The sequence below is a fragment of the Ureaplasma zalophigenitalium genome, assembly GCF_025780055.1.
Lineage (GTDB): Bacteria > Bacillota_I > Bacilli_A > Mycoplasmatales > Mycoplasmoidaceae > Ureaplasma > Ureaplasma zalophigenitalium.
The window spans coordinates 88,839-104,950 of sequence record NZ_JAOXHJ010000002.1; the positions used below are offsets into that span (position 1 = coordinate 88,839).

General features: G+C 30.7%; 10 protein-coding genes. 2 read left to right on the top strand and 8 right to left on the bottom strand.

The window, feature by feature from the left end:
• The 7 genes from OF365_RS01350 to rplK all read right to left on the bottom strand — a co-directional run bounded on the left by OF365_RS01350 (position 1) and on the right by rplK (position 6,370).
• A complete protein-coding gene (locus OF365_RS01350; RefSeq protein WP_263817814.1) occupies positions 1 to 711 on the bottom strand; it encodes a YebC/PmpR family DNA-binding transcriptional regulator in 711 nt (236 codons plus the stop codon).
• 2 nt (positions 712 to 713) lie between these two features.
• Positions 714 to 1,598, bottom strand: a complete 885-nt coding sequence (locus OF365_RS01355; protein WP_263817815.1) for a hypothetical protein — start codon at positions 1,596 to 1,598, stop codon at positions 714 to 716.
• A 40-nt stretch (positions 1,599 to 1,638) separates the two neighbouring features.
• Positions 1,639 to 2,976 (bottom strand): energy-coupling factor transporter transmembrane component T family protein, encoded by a 1,338-nt coding sequence (locus OF365_RS01360; RefSeq protein WP_263817816.1) that lies wholly within the window; start codon positions 2,974 to 2,976, stop codon positions 1,639 to 1,641.
• Between the two features lie 3 nt (positions 2,977 to 2,979).
• Positions 2,980 to 4,245, bottom strand: a complete 1,266-nt coding sequence (locus OF365_RS01365) for an ATP-binding cassette domain-containing protein (protein WP_263817817.1) — start codon at positions 4,243 to 4,245, stop codon at positions 2,980 to 2,982.
• Positions 4,233 to 5,111, bottom strand: a complete 879-nt coding sequence (locus OF365_RS01370; RefSeq protein WP_263817818.1) for an energy-coupling factor transporter ATPase — start codon at positions 5,109 to 5,111, stop codon at positions 4,233 to 4,235. The genes OF365_RS01365 and OF365_RS01370 overlap by 13 nt, the downstream gene beginning before the upstream one ends.
• A gap of 107 nt (positions 5,112 to 5,218) precedes the next feature.
• Positions 5,219 to 5,908, bottom strand: coding sequence for a 50S ribosomal protein L1 (gene rplA / locus OF365_RS01375; RefSeq protein ID WP_263817819.1), 690 nt, complete (start codon positions 5,906 to 5,908; stop codon positions 5,219 to 5,221).
• Positions 5,909 to 5,914: 6 nt separating this feature from the next.
• Positions 5,915 to 6,370 carry a 50S ribosomal protein L11 gene (gene rplK / locus OF365_RS01380; RefSeq protein ID WP_263817820.1) on the bottom strand — a complete coding sequence of 152 codons (456 nt, stop codon included), beginning with the start codon at positions 6,368 to 6,370 and terminating at the stop codon, positions 5,915 to 5,917.
• A gap of 268 nt (positions 6,371 to 6,638) precedes the next feature.
• Here rplK and OF365_RS01385 point away from each other — a divergent pair, with 268 nt between their 5' ends.
• Complete coding sequence (locus tag OF365_RS01385) at positions 6,639 to 13,325, top strand: ABC transporter permease (RefSeq protein WP_263817821.1); 6,687 nt, start codon at positions 6,639 to 6,641, stop codon at positions 13,323 to 13,325.
• Between the two features lie 52 nt (positions 13,326 to 13,377).
• Here OF365_RS01385 and thrS read toward each other — a convergent pair whose 3' ends face one another.
• Positions 13,378 to 15,090: a threonine--tRNA ligase gene (thrS, locus tag OF365_RS01390; protein WP_263817822.1), complete on the bottom strand. Its 1,713-nt coding sequence runs from the start codon at positions 15,088 to 15,090 to the stop codon at positions 13,378 to 13,380.
• Between the two features lie 98 nt (positions 15,091 to 15,188).
• On the opposite strand from thrS, the gene OF365_RS01395 reads away from it, so the two are divergent.
• Entirely contained in the window at positions 15,189 to 16,103 is a 915-nt protein-coding gene (locus OF365_RS01395) for a DegV family protein (protein WP_263817823.1), read from the top strand.
• Positions 16,104 to 16,112 lie beyond the last annotated feature (9 nt).

Genomic DNA, 16,112 nt, shown 5'->3' on the forward strand with positions numbered 1-16,112 from the left:
TTAAATTTCTTCTTCAAAGTTCGTTGCGACTCATTGCACATCATCGTCATCGTCACAACTATTAATAAAACGTACTAATTTTTCTCGTTGATGTTCGTCTAAACTAATATAATCATCAGGAACCCATTTAATATCTGCGCTCATATAAACTACTTGGGCTTCATCTAAAAGTGTTTTAGCTAATACGAAGTGTTCTTTACTGACTTTAACTTCATAAATCTCATCAATTAAACTAATATCAATTAAATCAACCTCAAGCAATGTTTCCATAATTTTGTCTTCAGAGGCATCTTTTTGGTTTATAAGAAAAATGGCGTATTCATTAAAACTCATTGCCACTGAATTCGGTTTAGCTAAGCTCGCATTTAATTTTGATAAATATCCCCGAATGGCACTAATAGTACGGTTTTCGTTATCAGTTAAACAATGAATCATAATGGCAAGACCATTTGGACCAAAGGCTTCATAATGTAGTTCAACTAAATTTTCTTGGTCTTTATTTGCACCTTCTATGTTTCGTTGAATACTATCACGACTCAGATTATTAGATAAAGCACGGTTAATAGCAGCTTTTAAACGAGGGTTAGCTTCCGGATTAGGACCACCTACTTTTGTTGCTGCTTTAATTTCTTTGGCACATTTCATTCAAATTTTGGCTTGTTGTTGTTGTTTTTTATTAATTCCGCTAGCGATTAAATGTTTACGTGGCATAATTAACTCCTTTGTTTCAAAATATGTTCTTTTTGATATTGAAATAATAAATCTCTTTGGTGGATATACAATTGATTGTATATGTCGGCAATATAAATCATGACTTGATTATCTAAAATTAAATGATAACTTTTCTCTGCAAAAAATTGGTCTAAATCCTGATAATTCGTAATATCACGGAAATTATTCGCTTCTAGTGTTTGTAAGAATTCGTATGCTGCATTAATCATAATTCGAAAAACTTCATATTTAATAAACTTGTTTCCAATAAAAGCATCAATTATAACAGAAGTTGGCGGTATATTAGAATTGGCAAAAATTACTTTAAAACTAATGTCTAAACTATTGGGATCATCATCGCGACTGACACTTAAAATGTTGTTATTGCTCTGTGTGCTTGTTCGAAAACTTTCTAAATCACATTCTTGGTTTTTTAAATAATTAATAAAGAAGTTAGCATTAATAACTTGCAAATTGTTAGCACTAATGTGAACATATGTTTTGGTTTTTGTATTTAAATGAAAACTAATGCTATCCAAAATTTCTTTTTGTTGGTTTTGCAAATTAGTTATATCCTTTCGCACTTGAATTTGAATTTTCTGGCGTGCTAAAAACAATGCATTATGGTTCAAGCGCTCCAATACATCTGGTTCAATCTGGTCTAGTTTAGTATTCGCTGCTTGGGCTTTTAACGCTTTCATTTTATTATTAATAATTTTTGTTTCCAAACCAGCCATAACATCTTGAGCTAAAGCTAAATATGTTTTATACGTCATATTATAAGGAATGACGAGTGAACAAGAACTTGACAAGGCAAGCACTGCTACCGTTGGGAACAAAAAAGATCATAATCATCGCTTTTTAATCTTTTTATTTTCTTTGAGCATATCTATATAATTATAAAAAATAAACTCTGGGAAGAGTTTATTATTTTGAAAATAAGGATGTGGCTTCAAACATACCAAAGGGTGTAAAGTAAATTTTTGAGACTGCTAAAGAGATGATGAAACCAACAAAGACACATAAAATGGAAAACAGAAGTCAATCAATAAATCTTAATGAGAAGTTTCGATAACGTGTTCGGGCATAACGTGGATTATAACTACGTGCTTCCATAGCGTTTGCTAAGTCCTCGGCTTTTTTAAAAGCAATGGAGAATAAGGGTACCACTAAAGCGACGAGCGATTTAATTTTTTGGGCAAACCCACCATTTTTAAAATCGACACCACGTGATGCTTGCGCATTTAAAATTCGCTTAGATTCATCTAATAATGAAGGAATGAAACGAATTGCTATGGAAATCATCATTGACGCTTCTGTAACTGGTAATCGAAGAATTTTAAAAGGTGTTAGTAAATCTTCTAATCCATTTGTTAATTCGATTGATGTTGTAGTTGAAGTTAAAATCGAAGCTAAAACGATCATCAAGAAGATTTTAATGGCAATATATAAGGCTAATTGAATTGCCACGGGTGATAAAGCGACACTAGAACGTGTATATAAAATCATTGTATTAGTTAAACCTAATTGTTCTTTGGATTGACTTAAAGCTAAACCAAAGTGCTTAACGACTATAGTGTTTGCTGGATTATTTATATCTACCACTGGTAGTTTAAAATTAGAAATACTCATCCAATAGGCTAACTCTGCATATTTTAAGTGCGGATGTTGGGGATTAATTGGTAAATTATCGAAAGTATTTAAAAAGTTGTTTTTAATTTGGCCATCTTCCAAACTATTAAAGCTACTTGCAATTTTTTTATAAAAATCTTGTTCGTTTAGTTCGTTTATTTTTAAAAATTGATCAAAATCAAAATCCTTTGATAAAAAGAAACTAGGGTTTAAATAAGTGCGAATTTCTCCACCTCAAACAGGTGAGACTAAATTATTCACTTCGTGTGATTTGTCAAAATGATTGATGTCTGCCACATATAAACCAGGCGATTTAACCCATTCTAAATTACCAAAAACAACACTGTGTTGTGAAACGTTGAAAATAGCAATTGGATCTTTATAAGTCATCCAGTTAATGAGTAATAGTAAGAAAAATAAAAATAAAACGGATTTAAAAATATTTCATAACATACGACCTGGTAATTTGGCCACAAAAAAGATAATTAACACAAAAGCTCCAATGAAAAATTGAGCAAAAAATCCTAATGGTAAAAAAACCATTGCAATCAATAGTAAGAAGGCAATAAATTTCATCGCTGGATTTAAACGATGAATTACTGAATGTCGAAATACATAGGCATTTGAACTCATGTTTTATTTTCCTTTCTCTTGCTGAATTTGCACTATAGCATCAGCCAATTCTTCAATCGTTTTCGGAGCTAGCGTTAGCAACTTGTCAAAAACCTGATCATTAGCTCTTAGTTGGTTGATAGTAGAAATGACTTTCGGGGGTTCAATCGATGTTTTTTGCATTAATTCCTGATCTGTAAAAATTTCGTATGCTGATCCATTACGAATAATTTCACCTTCGTGCATAACAATAACTTCATCAGCAATTTCTAAGACATGATCCATCGTGTGTGTAATCACAAAAACAGTTTTATTTTCGTTTTTAGCGTCTAAAATAATTTGCATCATTTCTTTTTCACCAACTGGATCTAAACCAGCTGTTGGCTCATCGAAAATCAGCATATCAGTTTCGATCGCCAGTATTCCTGCGATGGCTACTCGACGTTTTTGTCCTCCAGATAAACCGAATGGCGAGTATTCTAAATATTCATCGCTTAATCCAAGTTTGTTTAAATATTTTTTCGCTCTTTTCTTAGCTTCTTGTTTTTTTACACCAAAATTCATGGGACCAAACATGATATCTTGCTCTATTGTGTGTTTGAAAAGCTGGTATTCGGGGAACTGAAAAACAAAACCAACTTTTTTACGCAATTTCTTATACTGTCGTAACTTCGTTGTTAATTTATAATTTGTTTTAATATCAGCTAACGAACGTACTTCAAAGTCTTTTAATTGTTGGAACGATAATGTGTTAGGAATATCTAAATTAGTATCCTCATCAATTCGGATTACTCCAATTTTTGCAACATTGTTTAAATGATAATTATGTGTAAAATTTAAATCCTTGATAAAACGAATTGATTTAACTTTCCGTTTAAAGGCACCTTCAAAAAGAATACGGGCAATTTTTTTATTAACTTGTTTACTAAATAAGACAAGGAAGTTTCAATCATCTAGCTTATAATTTCATAACTGGTTATTAATTACGTTATCTTTTTTATCAATCACTCCTAATAAATGATTACTAATATTATAATAATCACCAGCAACAATGTCATCGACCATAATATAACCATATTTAGACATTAATAACCCATTAAAATGAGTCACTAAAGTCGATTTTCCTGATCCTGAATTCCCAATGATGCAATAAATTTTGTTTTTTGCGAAATCATAACTGACATTGTTTAAAGCAACGAATTGATTTTCTTTGTTCTCGTCATAAACTCCATATAAATTTTTTACACTGATACTAATGTCGGGGTTGGGGGTACGAATTATTTTTGGCATATTCTTTTAATCAACTCCTTATTATTTAGTGTTAAATCCACATTTAAACCGCTTTGCTTAAGTAATTTAGATAATTTTAAAGTAAAGGGGATATCTAAATTCATGGCCTTTAATTTCTCTTCGTTTTCAAAAACATCTTGTGGTTTTCCAATGAATTGAACTTCACCAGCTTTCATCACTATTACCTTATCAGCATTAATTACTTCTTCCATATCATGGGTAATCGAAATAATCGTTTTTTTAGCAACATCTCGCAAACCAATCATTAAGTCTTTTAGTTCGCGTTTTCCTTTAGGATCTAGCATAGAAGTAGATTCATCAAAAATAATGACTGATGGATTAATAGCTAAAACTGAAGCGATTGCCACCCTTTGTTTTTGACCACCCGATAATTCTAATGATTCACGTTTTAACAAATCATAAACACCAGCCGCTTTTGCTGCTTCAGCAATAATATCCCACATCTGGTGAGGAGGGACCTTACGATTTTCTAAACCAAATGCAATATCGTCTTCGGCTGTAATCCCTACAAATTGATTGTCAGGATTTTGAAAGACAATACCAATATTGTTTCGTAAAAACTTTAAATTGACCTCATTAATTTGAATACCAAATAATTTAATAGCGCCAGATGCGGGTTTTAATAATCCGGTTAGGACTTTACTAATTGTTGACTTTCCTGAACCATTATGACCGATAATACAAACATATTCATTTTGGTTAATTTCAAAAGAAACATCTTTTAAAATTACACGATCTTCGTTGTATGAGAAAAAAACATTTTCAAAACTAACCGCTGTTTCTGAATCATGCACTAAATTATCGATATCTTTGAATTTAATCGTATTGTTTATGTTGTCTACCATAAATTTTCCTTTGTAATAAAAGTTCATTTATTATAATTATATAATTATAATAAAAATAAAAACAAGGTGGGCACTTGTTTTTATTTTCTTTCTTATGTTAAATAGTCTTAGTTGTTAGGAATTATAACCTTAACTCCAGCACCCATTGTTGGTGAAATAGTAATATTTTGAATATATTGACCTTTCACTGTTGACGGTTTACGTGAACGAACTAAAGTTAATAATGCTAAAGCATTTTCTTTAATTTTTTCATCATTAAATGATACTTTACCAATGTTTAAATGGATGTTTCCATAAGTATCTGTACGGTATTCAAGACGACCTTTTTTAAATTCTTTTACAGTTTTTAAAACATCTGTTGTAACCGTACCAATTTTTGGGTTAGGCATTAATCCACGAGGACCTAAAACCTTACCTAAACGCGCTAATTTTGGCATTACTTTTGGATCGGTAATAATTACATCGATATCGTTTAACATTTTTTCGATATTTTGGATGTAATCTGTACCACCAAAGTAGTTAGCACCAGCTGCTTTCGCATCATCAGCACTCACATCTTCAGATAATAATAAAATACGTACATCTTTACCGTTTCCGTGAGGTAAAGAAATTGATCCACGTAATTGTTGTTCAACTTTTGTTGTGTCTAAATTTAATTTAATAGCAATATTCATTGAACCATCGAATTTTGTAATAGATTTAGCTTTAGCTAACGCAATCGCCTCTTCTAATGAATATGCTTTATTCTTATCAAAGCCTTCGTAAACGGCTTTTAGTTTTTTTGTTAATTTACTCATAATCGTTTACTCCTTGTCAGCTTTATAAGGACTATATCCTTCAATTTTAATACCCATTTGTTTAGCAGAACCAGCTACCATACGCAAAGCAGTTTCTTCATCGTAAGCAGTCATGTCAATTAATTTATATCGTGCAATTTCTAAAGCTTGTTCTTTAGTAATTGTTGCTACAACTTGTTTTTTAGGATCTTTTGCACCAGATTGGATTTTAGCTACTTCTTTTAGTAAATATGATACTGGAGTTGTTTTAACTTCAAAGCTAAATGATTTATCTTTGTAAGCAGTGATCACTACAGGAATTACTTTTCCATTTTGATCTTTAGTTTTATCATTAAAAGCTTTTGTGAATTCTGCCATGTTAATTCCGACAGAAGCAAGAGCTGGACCTGGTTTAGCTTGGCCACCAATTAAGTTTAATTTTGCGATTCTTGTAATTTCTTTTTTCTTTTTTACTACAGCCACACGCAACACCTCTTTATTCTTTCTTATAAATATTTAGTATTCGCTACGTGGTTTAACGATATTATAATATCTTCCACATGCTCATCATTAAAAAAATGTGTTATTACAACACAATCATTATTATATTAAAATATTGTGTAAAAGTAAAATAATTTATATTAATATTAATGTAATACAATTATTAATTTAAAGATTTTGGTGGATTATGCGCAAATTTTGATTATTAATGAAAAATATGTTCAAGTTCTTGTTTCGGACAAAAACACTGATGATTCAATTATCAATTTTAATGATTGTTTCAACGATTGTCGTCTCTACAACAACTATAACAGTCCAACGATTAAATAAATCGCAAAATGATTTACGAAAGTCAGCATTAGCTCACGAGTTTTTAGTTCAACCTCTCAACGAAGATGTTTTAGTGTTTAACGAAATACCAATTAGCAACAATCAAATTACTTACAATGAAAATGATATTGTTAAATTACAAGTTTTTAACAAGGCACGTCTAAGTCAACAAAAGTATTTGAACCTTCCAAGTCCCAACGACTTTGGTTTATACTGACCTAGAGACGACAATAATAAAATCGCAAACCTAAAAGGTACAATAAATAAAAATTATTTAGATGAAAATCGTATCTATACCGCTTTTTGATTTAATGATAATAATCAAGATAACGATGAATTAGCAACTAATTACAATAATCTTGTTTTTGATAAAGTTAATAATCATATCAAATTTGTTGGAACCCAAAATTTACAAGCAGGAAAGGTTTTATTTAAAACTCCAAGTTTAAAAGACAATCGTTTGCAATATAATCATGTTTTTAAAATCAACACAGCTGTTGTAAAAGCTAATGATCCCTACCTGTCATTCCACACTTTTGATAAAGCACTGGGTTTTGATTTAAAAAACTATATTACTAATCCTATGGTGATCAAAAACGTTGATTTAGATTATAAAAAAATTATTCAGCAAAACACATATCATCAATTTGATTACAATGTTTTTAATAATTATGGCCAAACTTGAGCGCACATAGTTGATTTTTTAGAACAAAATACAATTAGTGAAGATTTTGTAAAAATTCCTTTATACATTGATTTACAAAAATCTTCTGATCGCTACTTCTTTTTTGCCCAGTATTTACGCTATAAAAATCATCCACTAAACAATGTTGATCCTGAAACTTATAACTTAATTAATCGTCTTAAAGACCAATACAATAATGAAATTGCGATTAATGATCCACAAGCAAAATATCGTGACCTTTTTGTTAACAATTTATTAATTCCTAAGCAAATGATTACTGATCAAAAACAATTTCCAGTTTTATTAGATATTATTGCTAATGCAAAGGCTTTATTAAATACCCGTATTAAAGATGAAGTTAAAATCTTTTATGAATATTCTGAACAACAATATCTAAGTAATAAACGCGAATTGACTTATCTAAAAAGCCAATTAAAAATCGTTTCTGAAGAATTAAAAAAACATCCTCAGGATGTATCTTTAATTAATAACAGTCGTTTATTGAAAGCTAAAATTAATGTCGCTCAGACTAACCACTATATCTATGAAGACTGGTTAAAAGCAAGTTTTTTAAACACCTTAAATGAACATGATGTCTATTATAAGCGACATGAGTCTGGGGTTTTTAAAGATTCAAAATCGAATACAAACTTTATTGCCTTAAACGTTGATCAACCAACTTATATGAACAATCAAATAGTTGATAACCAATATCGTATTGATAATATGGTACAGATTGATGATAAAAATAAAGACTCTTTAAAATATGATAAAAAATATCAACGAATCTTTTTCCAATCAACAGGTGCGGAATTTAGTAATTTTGAAAACATGTTTTTAAGTTATAAGGCCTTTGAAAAATATCTGAAATTAACTTATGAAAAAGATCAAACACAAGATCAAAGTATTCCTCACGCCTTACGCAATTACAGCCCCTACATTACGCCTAATGTTATTCATAAATTTAATTTACTTGATTTCTTCAATGTTTTATACCAAAATGGGGATTGATTAACTTCTAATGAATACCAAAAAGAAGCTGAAGAATTTAGCTTTGATGTGTATCAACAATTTAAACCCATACAACCTAATTATTTTAGTATTCATGTAAAACCTCATAGTTTCCAAGCAAATAGCCAGTTGCAAGCAGTATTCATTGATCCGCAAAGTCAAAAACGTTTTTATTTACCAGCTTATTATTTAAACGAGGATACAGTGTTTGTTGACTTGCAAAACAAACCCAAAACAACCACGGCACAATTAAACTTATTAAAAATTATAGTCAAGGATCACGAAGATGAACAAACACATCTACCACAGGGTTTAAACTTGCAAAAATATAGTATTATCTATCAGCCTTTTACCCAATATCATGATTTAGATGCTCTGAAACAATGGACTACTCAATATCCAACTAATTTTAAAAATTTACAAACTAGCATCATGCATTTTTTACAGTTGTTTAATTTCAAAAATTACCAGGTAGCCGGTGATAGTTATTTAATTGAAGCAACAGTTTCTAAATCGCATGATATACAAATCCCCTTTAACATTAATATCTTCACAAAATCAGCTGATTTAGCATATGTTTCTCGATCTTATTTACTAGCTTTAAATAAAGAAAAAAAACCAGGTGATTGAAATTCTTTCATTCAAGCACAAAACCTACCATATAAGAAAAACGATGATTTCCCTCCTTTTGTTGAAATTAATGGACAAAAAATACCCAAAGATTATGAATCCTGATTACGTTATGTCGTGCCAGCCGAAAACAAAATTGAAGTTAACAACCAAGTGTTTTATTTAGTTGGTGGCGCAGATTCACCAGAATTCATGTTCCCTGCTGTAAATAGTGATGATATATTAATAGACACTAAGAAAACTGCTGTTTTATTTTTAAACCAAAGTGGTTTTGATAAGTTAAAAACTTATAATAGTTCGGTTCCTATTCTTTCTTATTACACCCTAAAAACAAATACAAAACCATATGAGACCTTTAGAAAAAATCAGATTTATGAATCGTTGAAATCCGCTTTTGATACTTCTCATAAAGCTCAAATTTATAAACAAAATGAAGCTGTTAAAATATTCCCGTTATACTCTAAGCGTGTAGCTTTTTTAGATCGTCTAACGCACATCGTTTTAAGTGTTGCGATTGTCTTAATTTGTTTAATTCTAATTCTAGGTATGTATTTTGTTGGGACAAGTTTACGAAACCTTATTAAAAAACGGCAAATTATGTTTGCTACTTTGTTGGCTCAAGGTCATTCTAAAACACAAATTTGATTATCCTTTTTACCTTTCTTCATTCTTCCCCCTTTATTTACAACCGTTATAGCTTACCCGATCGCTTTCTTTTTACAACCCGTTCTTATGAGTCTATTCCACCCATATTGGTTTATTAGTTTACCGACAAACTACGTTTCCGTGGGTTGAATATTCGCTTTAATAGGCGCATTGGTGACCATTCTTGCTCTTATTAGTTTGATAACTATTTTTAAGATTTTGTCAAAACCTGTAGCTGAAACTATGAAAGGTGATCCTGGTTTTAAATTAAGTAAATTAATGATGCATTCGCATAAACTTTTACGGAAATTTGGTGCAAACGCTGTTTTACGTTCCACATATGTTATTTCTAATTTAATGCGGATGTCAATTTTAATGGTTATTTGTAGTTCATTTACAATTACTGCTACCATGTTAGCCTCGGCTAAAAATAATTTTGTTCAATCGGCAATCCACACCAATAAACAGCGTTCTTACGAATTTGCTGTAGACTTATTTAGCCCAACTAGTCAAGGTGGGTTATATTACACTTCTCCTTACTCTTTAATAGGTTCGCAAACGCCACAAGCACCGATGAAACCAATTATTCAGAAGGTTTTATTAGAAGCTAAAGTTTCAGATTATACTAATTTCCCTGTTCAGTTAAATTTCATTAATGAAAACAGTGAGAAAATAATTCTATCGTCGCAAATCGATGCACAAGGGTTCATTAATTTCCCAATTGATCAATTACCTAACAATCATGTGTACCAGTTTGAGTATGCTAATTTAAAAAACCATGGTCAGCAGAAAATCATTCTCAAATCAGAATTAGCAACAGATCTACAAATAATTGATAAGAAATCCATTTTTAAATATTTTGCTCATCAACATCACCAGTATATCGGTGTACTTAAATCCCAATTAACTAAACCTGTCAATTTAGTCTACAAATCAGCTGATGGTGTTTTAAAAACCTTAAGACCGATCACTAATTTAAATGATCAATACCTGTTATATGATGTTGAAAGTTTGCAAAAACAACCCGGCGTTTATACTTTATTAGGAGCTTTTGATACACCTAATCAACTAGTTTATGACACCAAAGCATTTGCTAAGAATCTACATCGTCTTGATTACACAAAAAATGGTTTTTACTTATTTGATGAGTATCAAAGACTAGCTGAAATTTATTTTACAAATATTGATCCAGCCATTACAGATCAAGAATTTACTTTGCAGTTCCGTGTAAAGGGTTTACCTTATACAAAACGGATAATCTCTAATTTAATTGATCCAAATCGTCGTGTTTTCTTTGATCTAAGTGTCCTTGATTATTTAAACGAACCAACCATTGCAGAAGTTTATCAAATCGATAGTCTAGTTACTAAGCACGCTGCTGTTTATGATAAAAATACTGGGTTGAACAATCAAATTTTAACTTTCAATAATAACTTATATATCAGTAATAACAAAGTACCAAACGTTTGAAAAATTGATTATATGAGTTATAATCGACCAATTCATATTGATATTAAAGCTACTGAATTATGTGATACGTCTACTAAACAAACATGCACAACAGATCAAGTCGATAAAAAATATTCTCTTTTAGGATTCTTTAAAAAACCTGGAACCGTTCTATTCAGTTATCACGACCTTTTAAAACACCACGTTTCACAGGTCAAGAAAATTTATTTCCAAGACCACCAAATGAATTTGTATCTAAATAATTTAGATCAAATTTACAAACAGGATGTAAACACTTTCCCCTACTCAACAATTGAATATAATAATGCTATGCGGATTATTAATAACATCCACGACCCTAATGCTCCTGTTGGTTATGGACCTATATTAAGTAATACTTATTTCCCTTCACCATCTACTCAACCAGAAATTTTTCAAAACATCCAATTTCTTGATTCTAAAATCATTACGAAAATGGCTTTAGATGGTAATATCCAAGTTGACACCGGAGGTTTTAAAATTCAATTTAACCCTTGGGTTTTTGCTAAGAACTTTTTACCTAACCAAGTATCAGGTAAAGCTGAAGCTAATGCACAAGAATTGTTGGATGCAGCCTTTGATATCTTTGGTTACACTTATGATGCCCAGAACAATAAACTTGATAAATACTATGATGTGCCTGATTTTACCAATCCGAATTTAGTTCATCCTCATGTTAATTTGTGGACGGTAACCGGCAAAGCTCCTCAAAGTAAAAATGACCCCGATAACTTCTTTATTAAAAAAGATGGAGTATGACAATTTAACTTAAGGGATAATGTTGGAACTCAGCAAGGTGCTGCACAATTCAGACCAGAATTTGTCCGTTTAGTAACCCAAATCTTAACTATTCCTAAATTAAACCAATACCAATATAAAATTGGTTTAAAAACAATTAATATTGATGCAGAGTCACAAATGCAAACATATACTTATCTAAATGGTATCATGCGATCACAAAACAAGCCAGTGCACGCAAAAATTATAGGGATTAATTACTTAGCTAATTTAGACCCTACAACAAAACAAATTGATTTTTATGATGATCAACAAAAAAATCTGCTGGCTTATTTACAAGATGATCGTTTGGATCAATCATTCTATCCTGTCCTAATTAATGCTGTTGTAGCTAAAAAGTATCGTTTAAAAGTTGGAGATCAATTTGATTATGAAATAATGAATCACATACAACGTTATGCAAACGCTTTTAATGGTATTCACCAAGAATATCGTGCCAAATTTGTTGTCAAGGGGATTGTTGATACGCATATGGATGAACAAATCTTTATCAACCAAAAAATTGCAAACTTTTTAATTGGTTTTAACAATTATAAAACAACACACTTATATGAAGGTGGTTTGGAAATTGATGAATCACGATTCTTTAATGGTTTTTTTACCAAAGAAAAAAATCCGTTATTCTTCTATAATTTAGCATCATTCTATTCACCTTCTGGTTTAACCCCTGCTTTAGGTAACTGACCTATTAACGATACTAACTTCAATGACGATTTCCACGATTCAGCAGTCAATTACATGATGTTATTCTCGTGAGCAAAAACAAACCAAATTGTTAACGATAACCCTAATGTAAGCTTTCCTGAATACTCTGTTTTAAACATGAAACGTTTGGCTTTAAAAATCCGCAATACATTTGGTCAACAAGTCATTGTGCCATCTTTTGTCGGCGTAGATGCCAATATTGAAAACACCATTTTAGCTGAAACTATAGATAATACAATATTTAAAATCTTATTAAATGTTATGTTAGCTTTAATGCCCACTTTATTCATTATTATTATTGTGATTGCCTCAACTTTAGCAGATGAGTCACAAAAATCCATAGCCATGATGAAAGTATTAGGGAAGAGTAATTTCGCTAATGTTAACAATTTCATGTTTGTTTATCCAGTTGTTTGATTGTTAAATATCGCTCTTTCTATTCCGCTAGCTTATGGTTTATTAGGTATTTATAAATACGCTATATTCCACGCCTTTAACATCATTATTACCCCAAGTATTCCTTGATGAATTTTTGTGTTAACGTTTGGCCTAGTTGGTATCATTCTAGCAAGTGCCTGAACAAGCACGTATTATAAAACAAAACAAATGAACCTAGCTTTAGCCTTGGCAGAAAATAAAGAATAAACACCAAAAAAAGACCTGGAAAGGTCTTTTTTTAACGACAATAATTTTTATTTTATTCTTTATTTTTAATTTTATTTTGTAATAAATCTATGAAACTCGTAAAGGTGATTGTTTGTGTTGTTTCTTGTCCATATTCACGGTATGTGACTAAGTTTTCATCTTCAATTTCTTTATCCCCTACTACTATTTGGTAAGGGATTTTGTTAATTTGTGCTTCCCGAATCTTTTTAGAAATTCGTTCATTACGATCATCATAAACGCTGTGTAGCATTAAAGATTTTAATTTCATGTGTAAATTACGCGCATAAACGCCGTGGATTTCTTCATTAACAGGAATAACAATCACTTGGGTTGGAGCGAGTCAGAATGGTAGAATTCCTTTTGTTTGTTCTAATAAAATTGCTAAAAAACGTTCGTATGTACCAATGATACCAATATGAATCATTACAGGCGTAACTTCATTTTTTTGCGAATCAATATAAGAAAGACCAAATCTTTTAGGTAATAAGAAATCTAATTGAATTGTGGAAATGGTAATAATACGGTTTAGACTTGTTTTTACTTGGAAATCAATTTTGGGACCATAAAAAGCAGCTTCACCAACCATTTCTTTGAAAGGAATGTTGTTTTTATTTAACATTGCTCGCAAAGCATCTTGTGATTCTTTTCACATGATTGGGTCGTTATAGAATTTCTCATGATCATTTTCATCATATAATGATAAATGAATTTCAAAAGCCTTGATTTTTAAACCTTCATGCGCTTTTCTAATCATTGCAAAAGCGTTTTGTACTTCTTGTTCAATTTGGTCCAAACGACAGAAAACGTGACAGTCTTCTAAAATCATTTCCCGTACTCGCTCAAAGCCTGTTAAACCACCCGAAGATTCGTATCGGTGTAAAATTGAATGTTCACACAATCGGACTGGCAGATTTCGATAAGAACGTAAATTATCACTATAAACTAAAGTGTGGTGTGGGCAAGTCATTGGCCGTAGTACAAACGTCTCGTCATCGACATTAATAGGCGGAAAAATATTTTCTTGATAATGATCTCAATGCCCACTAGTTTTATATAAGTCAATACTTCCTAGGATTGGTGTGATCACTGGGGTAAAGTCATACATAAATTCTAATTCATTAATAAATTGTTGAACCTTTTGCTTAATAATTGTTCCGTTTGGTTTTCAAATTGGTAAACCTTGGCCAGCTAATAAATTAAAAGTAAATAAATCTAATTCCTTGCCAATTTTACGGTGGTCTCGTTCTTTACGTTCATTTAAAATTTCTAAATATTCACTTAGCTCCTCACTAGAAGCAAAGCAAATCCCACTAATTCGGACTAATTGATCTAGTTTTGCATTGTTTTTGTAATAGCTTCCACCCATATTTAATAATTCATAATGTCGGCTATTAAACAAATTAAATCCTTTATCTAAATCGGCTAAAAAAACAAAGTCACGGATCTGAAAAAAGTTTAAATAAGGATTCTCTTTTTTTTGATCATTAACAAAAAAACTATCCGTTGTATATTCGGTTAATATATCTACAACCTCTTTATTATTAATTAATTTTGTTAATTCCTTTTTTATTTTTTTAAAATCATCAACACTAACCTTAATATCATCGTTTATTTTAAAATCAACATAAAAACCTTCTTCTTGTAAGTTGATCGTTGCGATTTCGATATTCTTATATAAACGTTTTAAAGTGTATGCCAAACCAAAAGCAGTTTGTCAATTTAATTTTGCATTCAAATTATCCATTTTATTTCCTTGTCTCAACATATATCTTTATACATTATTATTAATTATATTATGTTTTAATAAACTGTTTTGTTATAAAATAAATATAAGGAGGCAATATGAAGCAAAAATTTATAATTTTAACTGATTCCTCATCCACAATTAATCCTTTACATTTAAATAATTTACCAATTCGTGTTTTACCTTTGAGTATTATGCGAAGTGATGAAAAACTTTTTGAAGATGAACCAAATACCTTAAGTAGTCAAGATGTTTTTGACTACATCGAACAAGGTTATAGTTTTTCAACAAGTAGTAGTGTTTTAGGTAACGTTTATCAAGTGGTGGAAGAATTATCAAAAGAATATGAAAAAATCATTTTTATTGGAATATCAAGGGGTTTTAGTTCGCAGTTCAATAACCTTAAAATGGTAGCTCAAGATTTTCCACATAAATTAATAGTAACAGATACCCAAACTTTTGGATACGCACTAGAACACCTTGCACTTTCTTTAATAAAGATGTTAAACGAACGAGACTATACTGATCAAGAAATCAGAAACTATATCAATCAGTTCTCTTTGTATTCAACTAGCATGTTTGCCTGTAAGGACATTCGCGGCTTGGTAAAGTCAGGACGAATTTCGAAAATTAAGGGTATTTTCTTGAAAATTGCCCATGTGATTCCAATTATTAAACAAGAGTACAAAAATCACTATGGTGGTTTGGCTCGTAATTACGATCAAGCTCACGTTAAAATGATTGATTTAATTGATCATGTGTATAATAATCAATTAAATGCTGGTAATATCGAAAAAGTTGCTATTTTGCACGCTAATTTAGATGCCGCTCATTTAGCTTCAATTACTGATTATTTAATCAATCATTATGGTATTAAAAAAACTGATATTGTTTATCGTAATGGACCTAATGTTTTTACAGTATATACAAGAGAGAAATCCTTTGCTATCCAAATGATAACAAAGATTCAAAAAGTACACATAAAAGAATATTACAATTTAGACCAAGAATAATAAAAAACC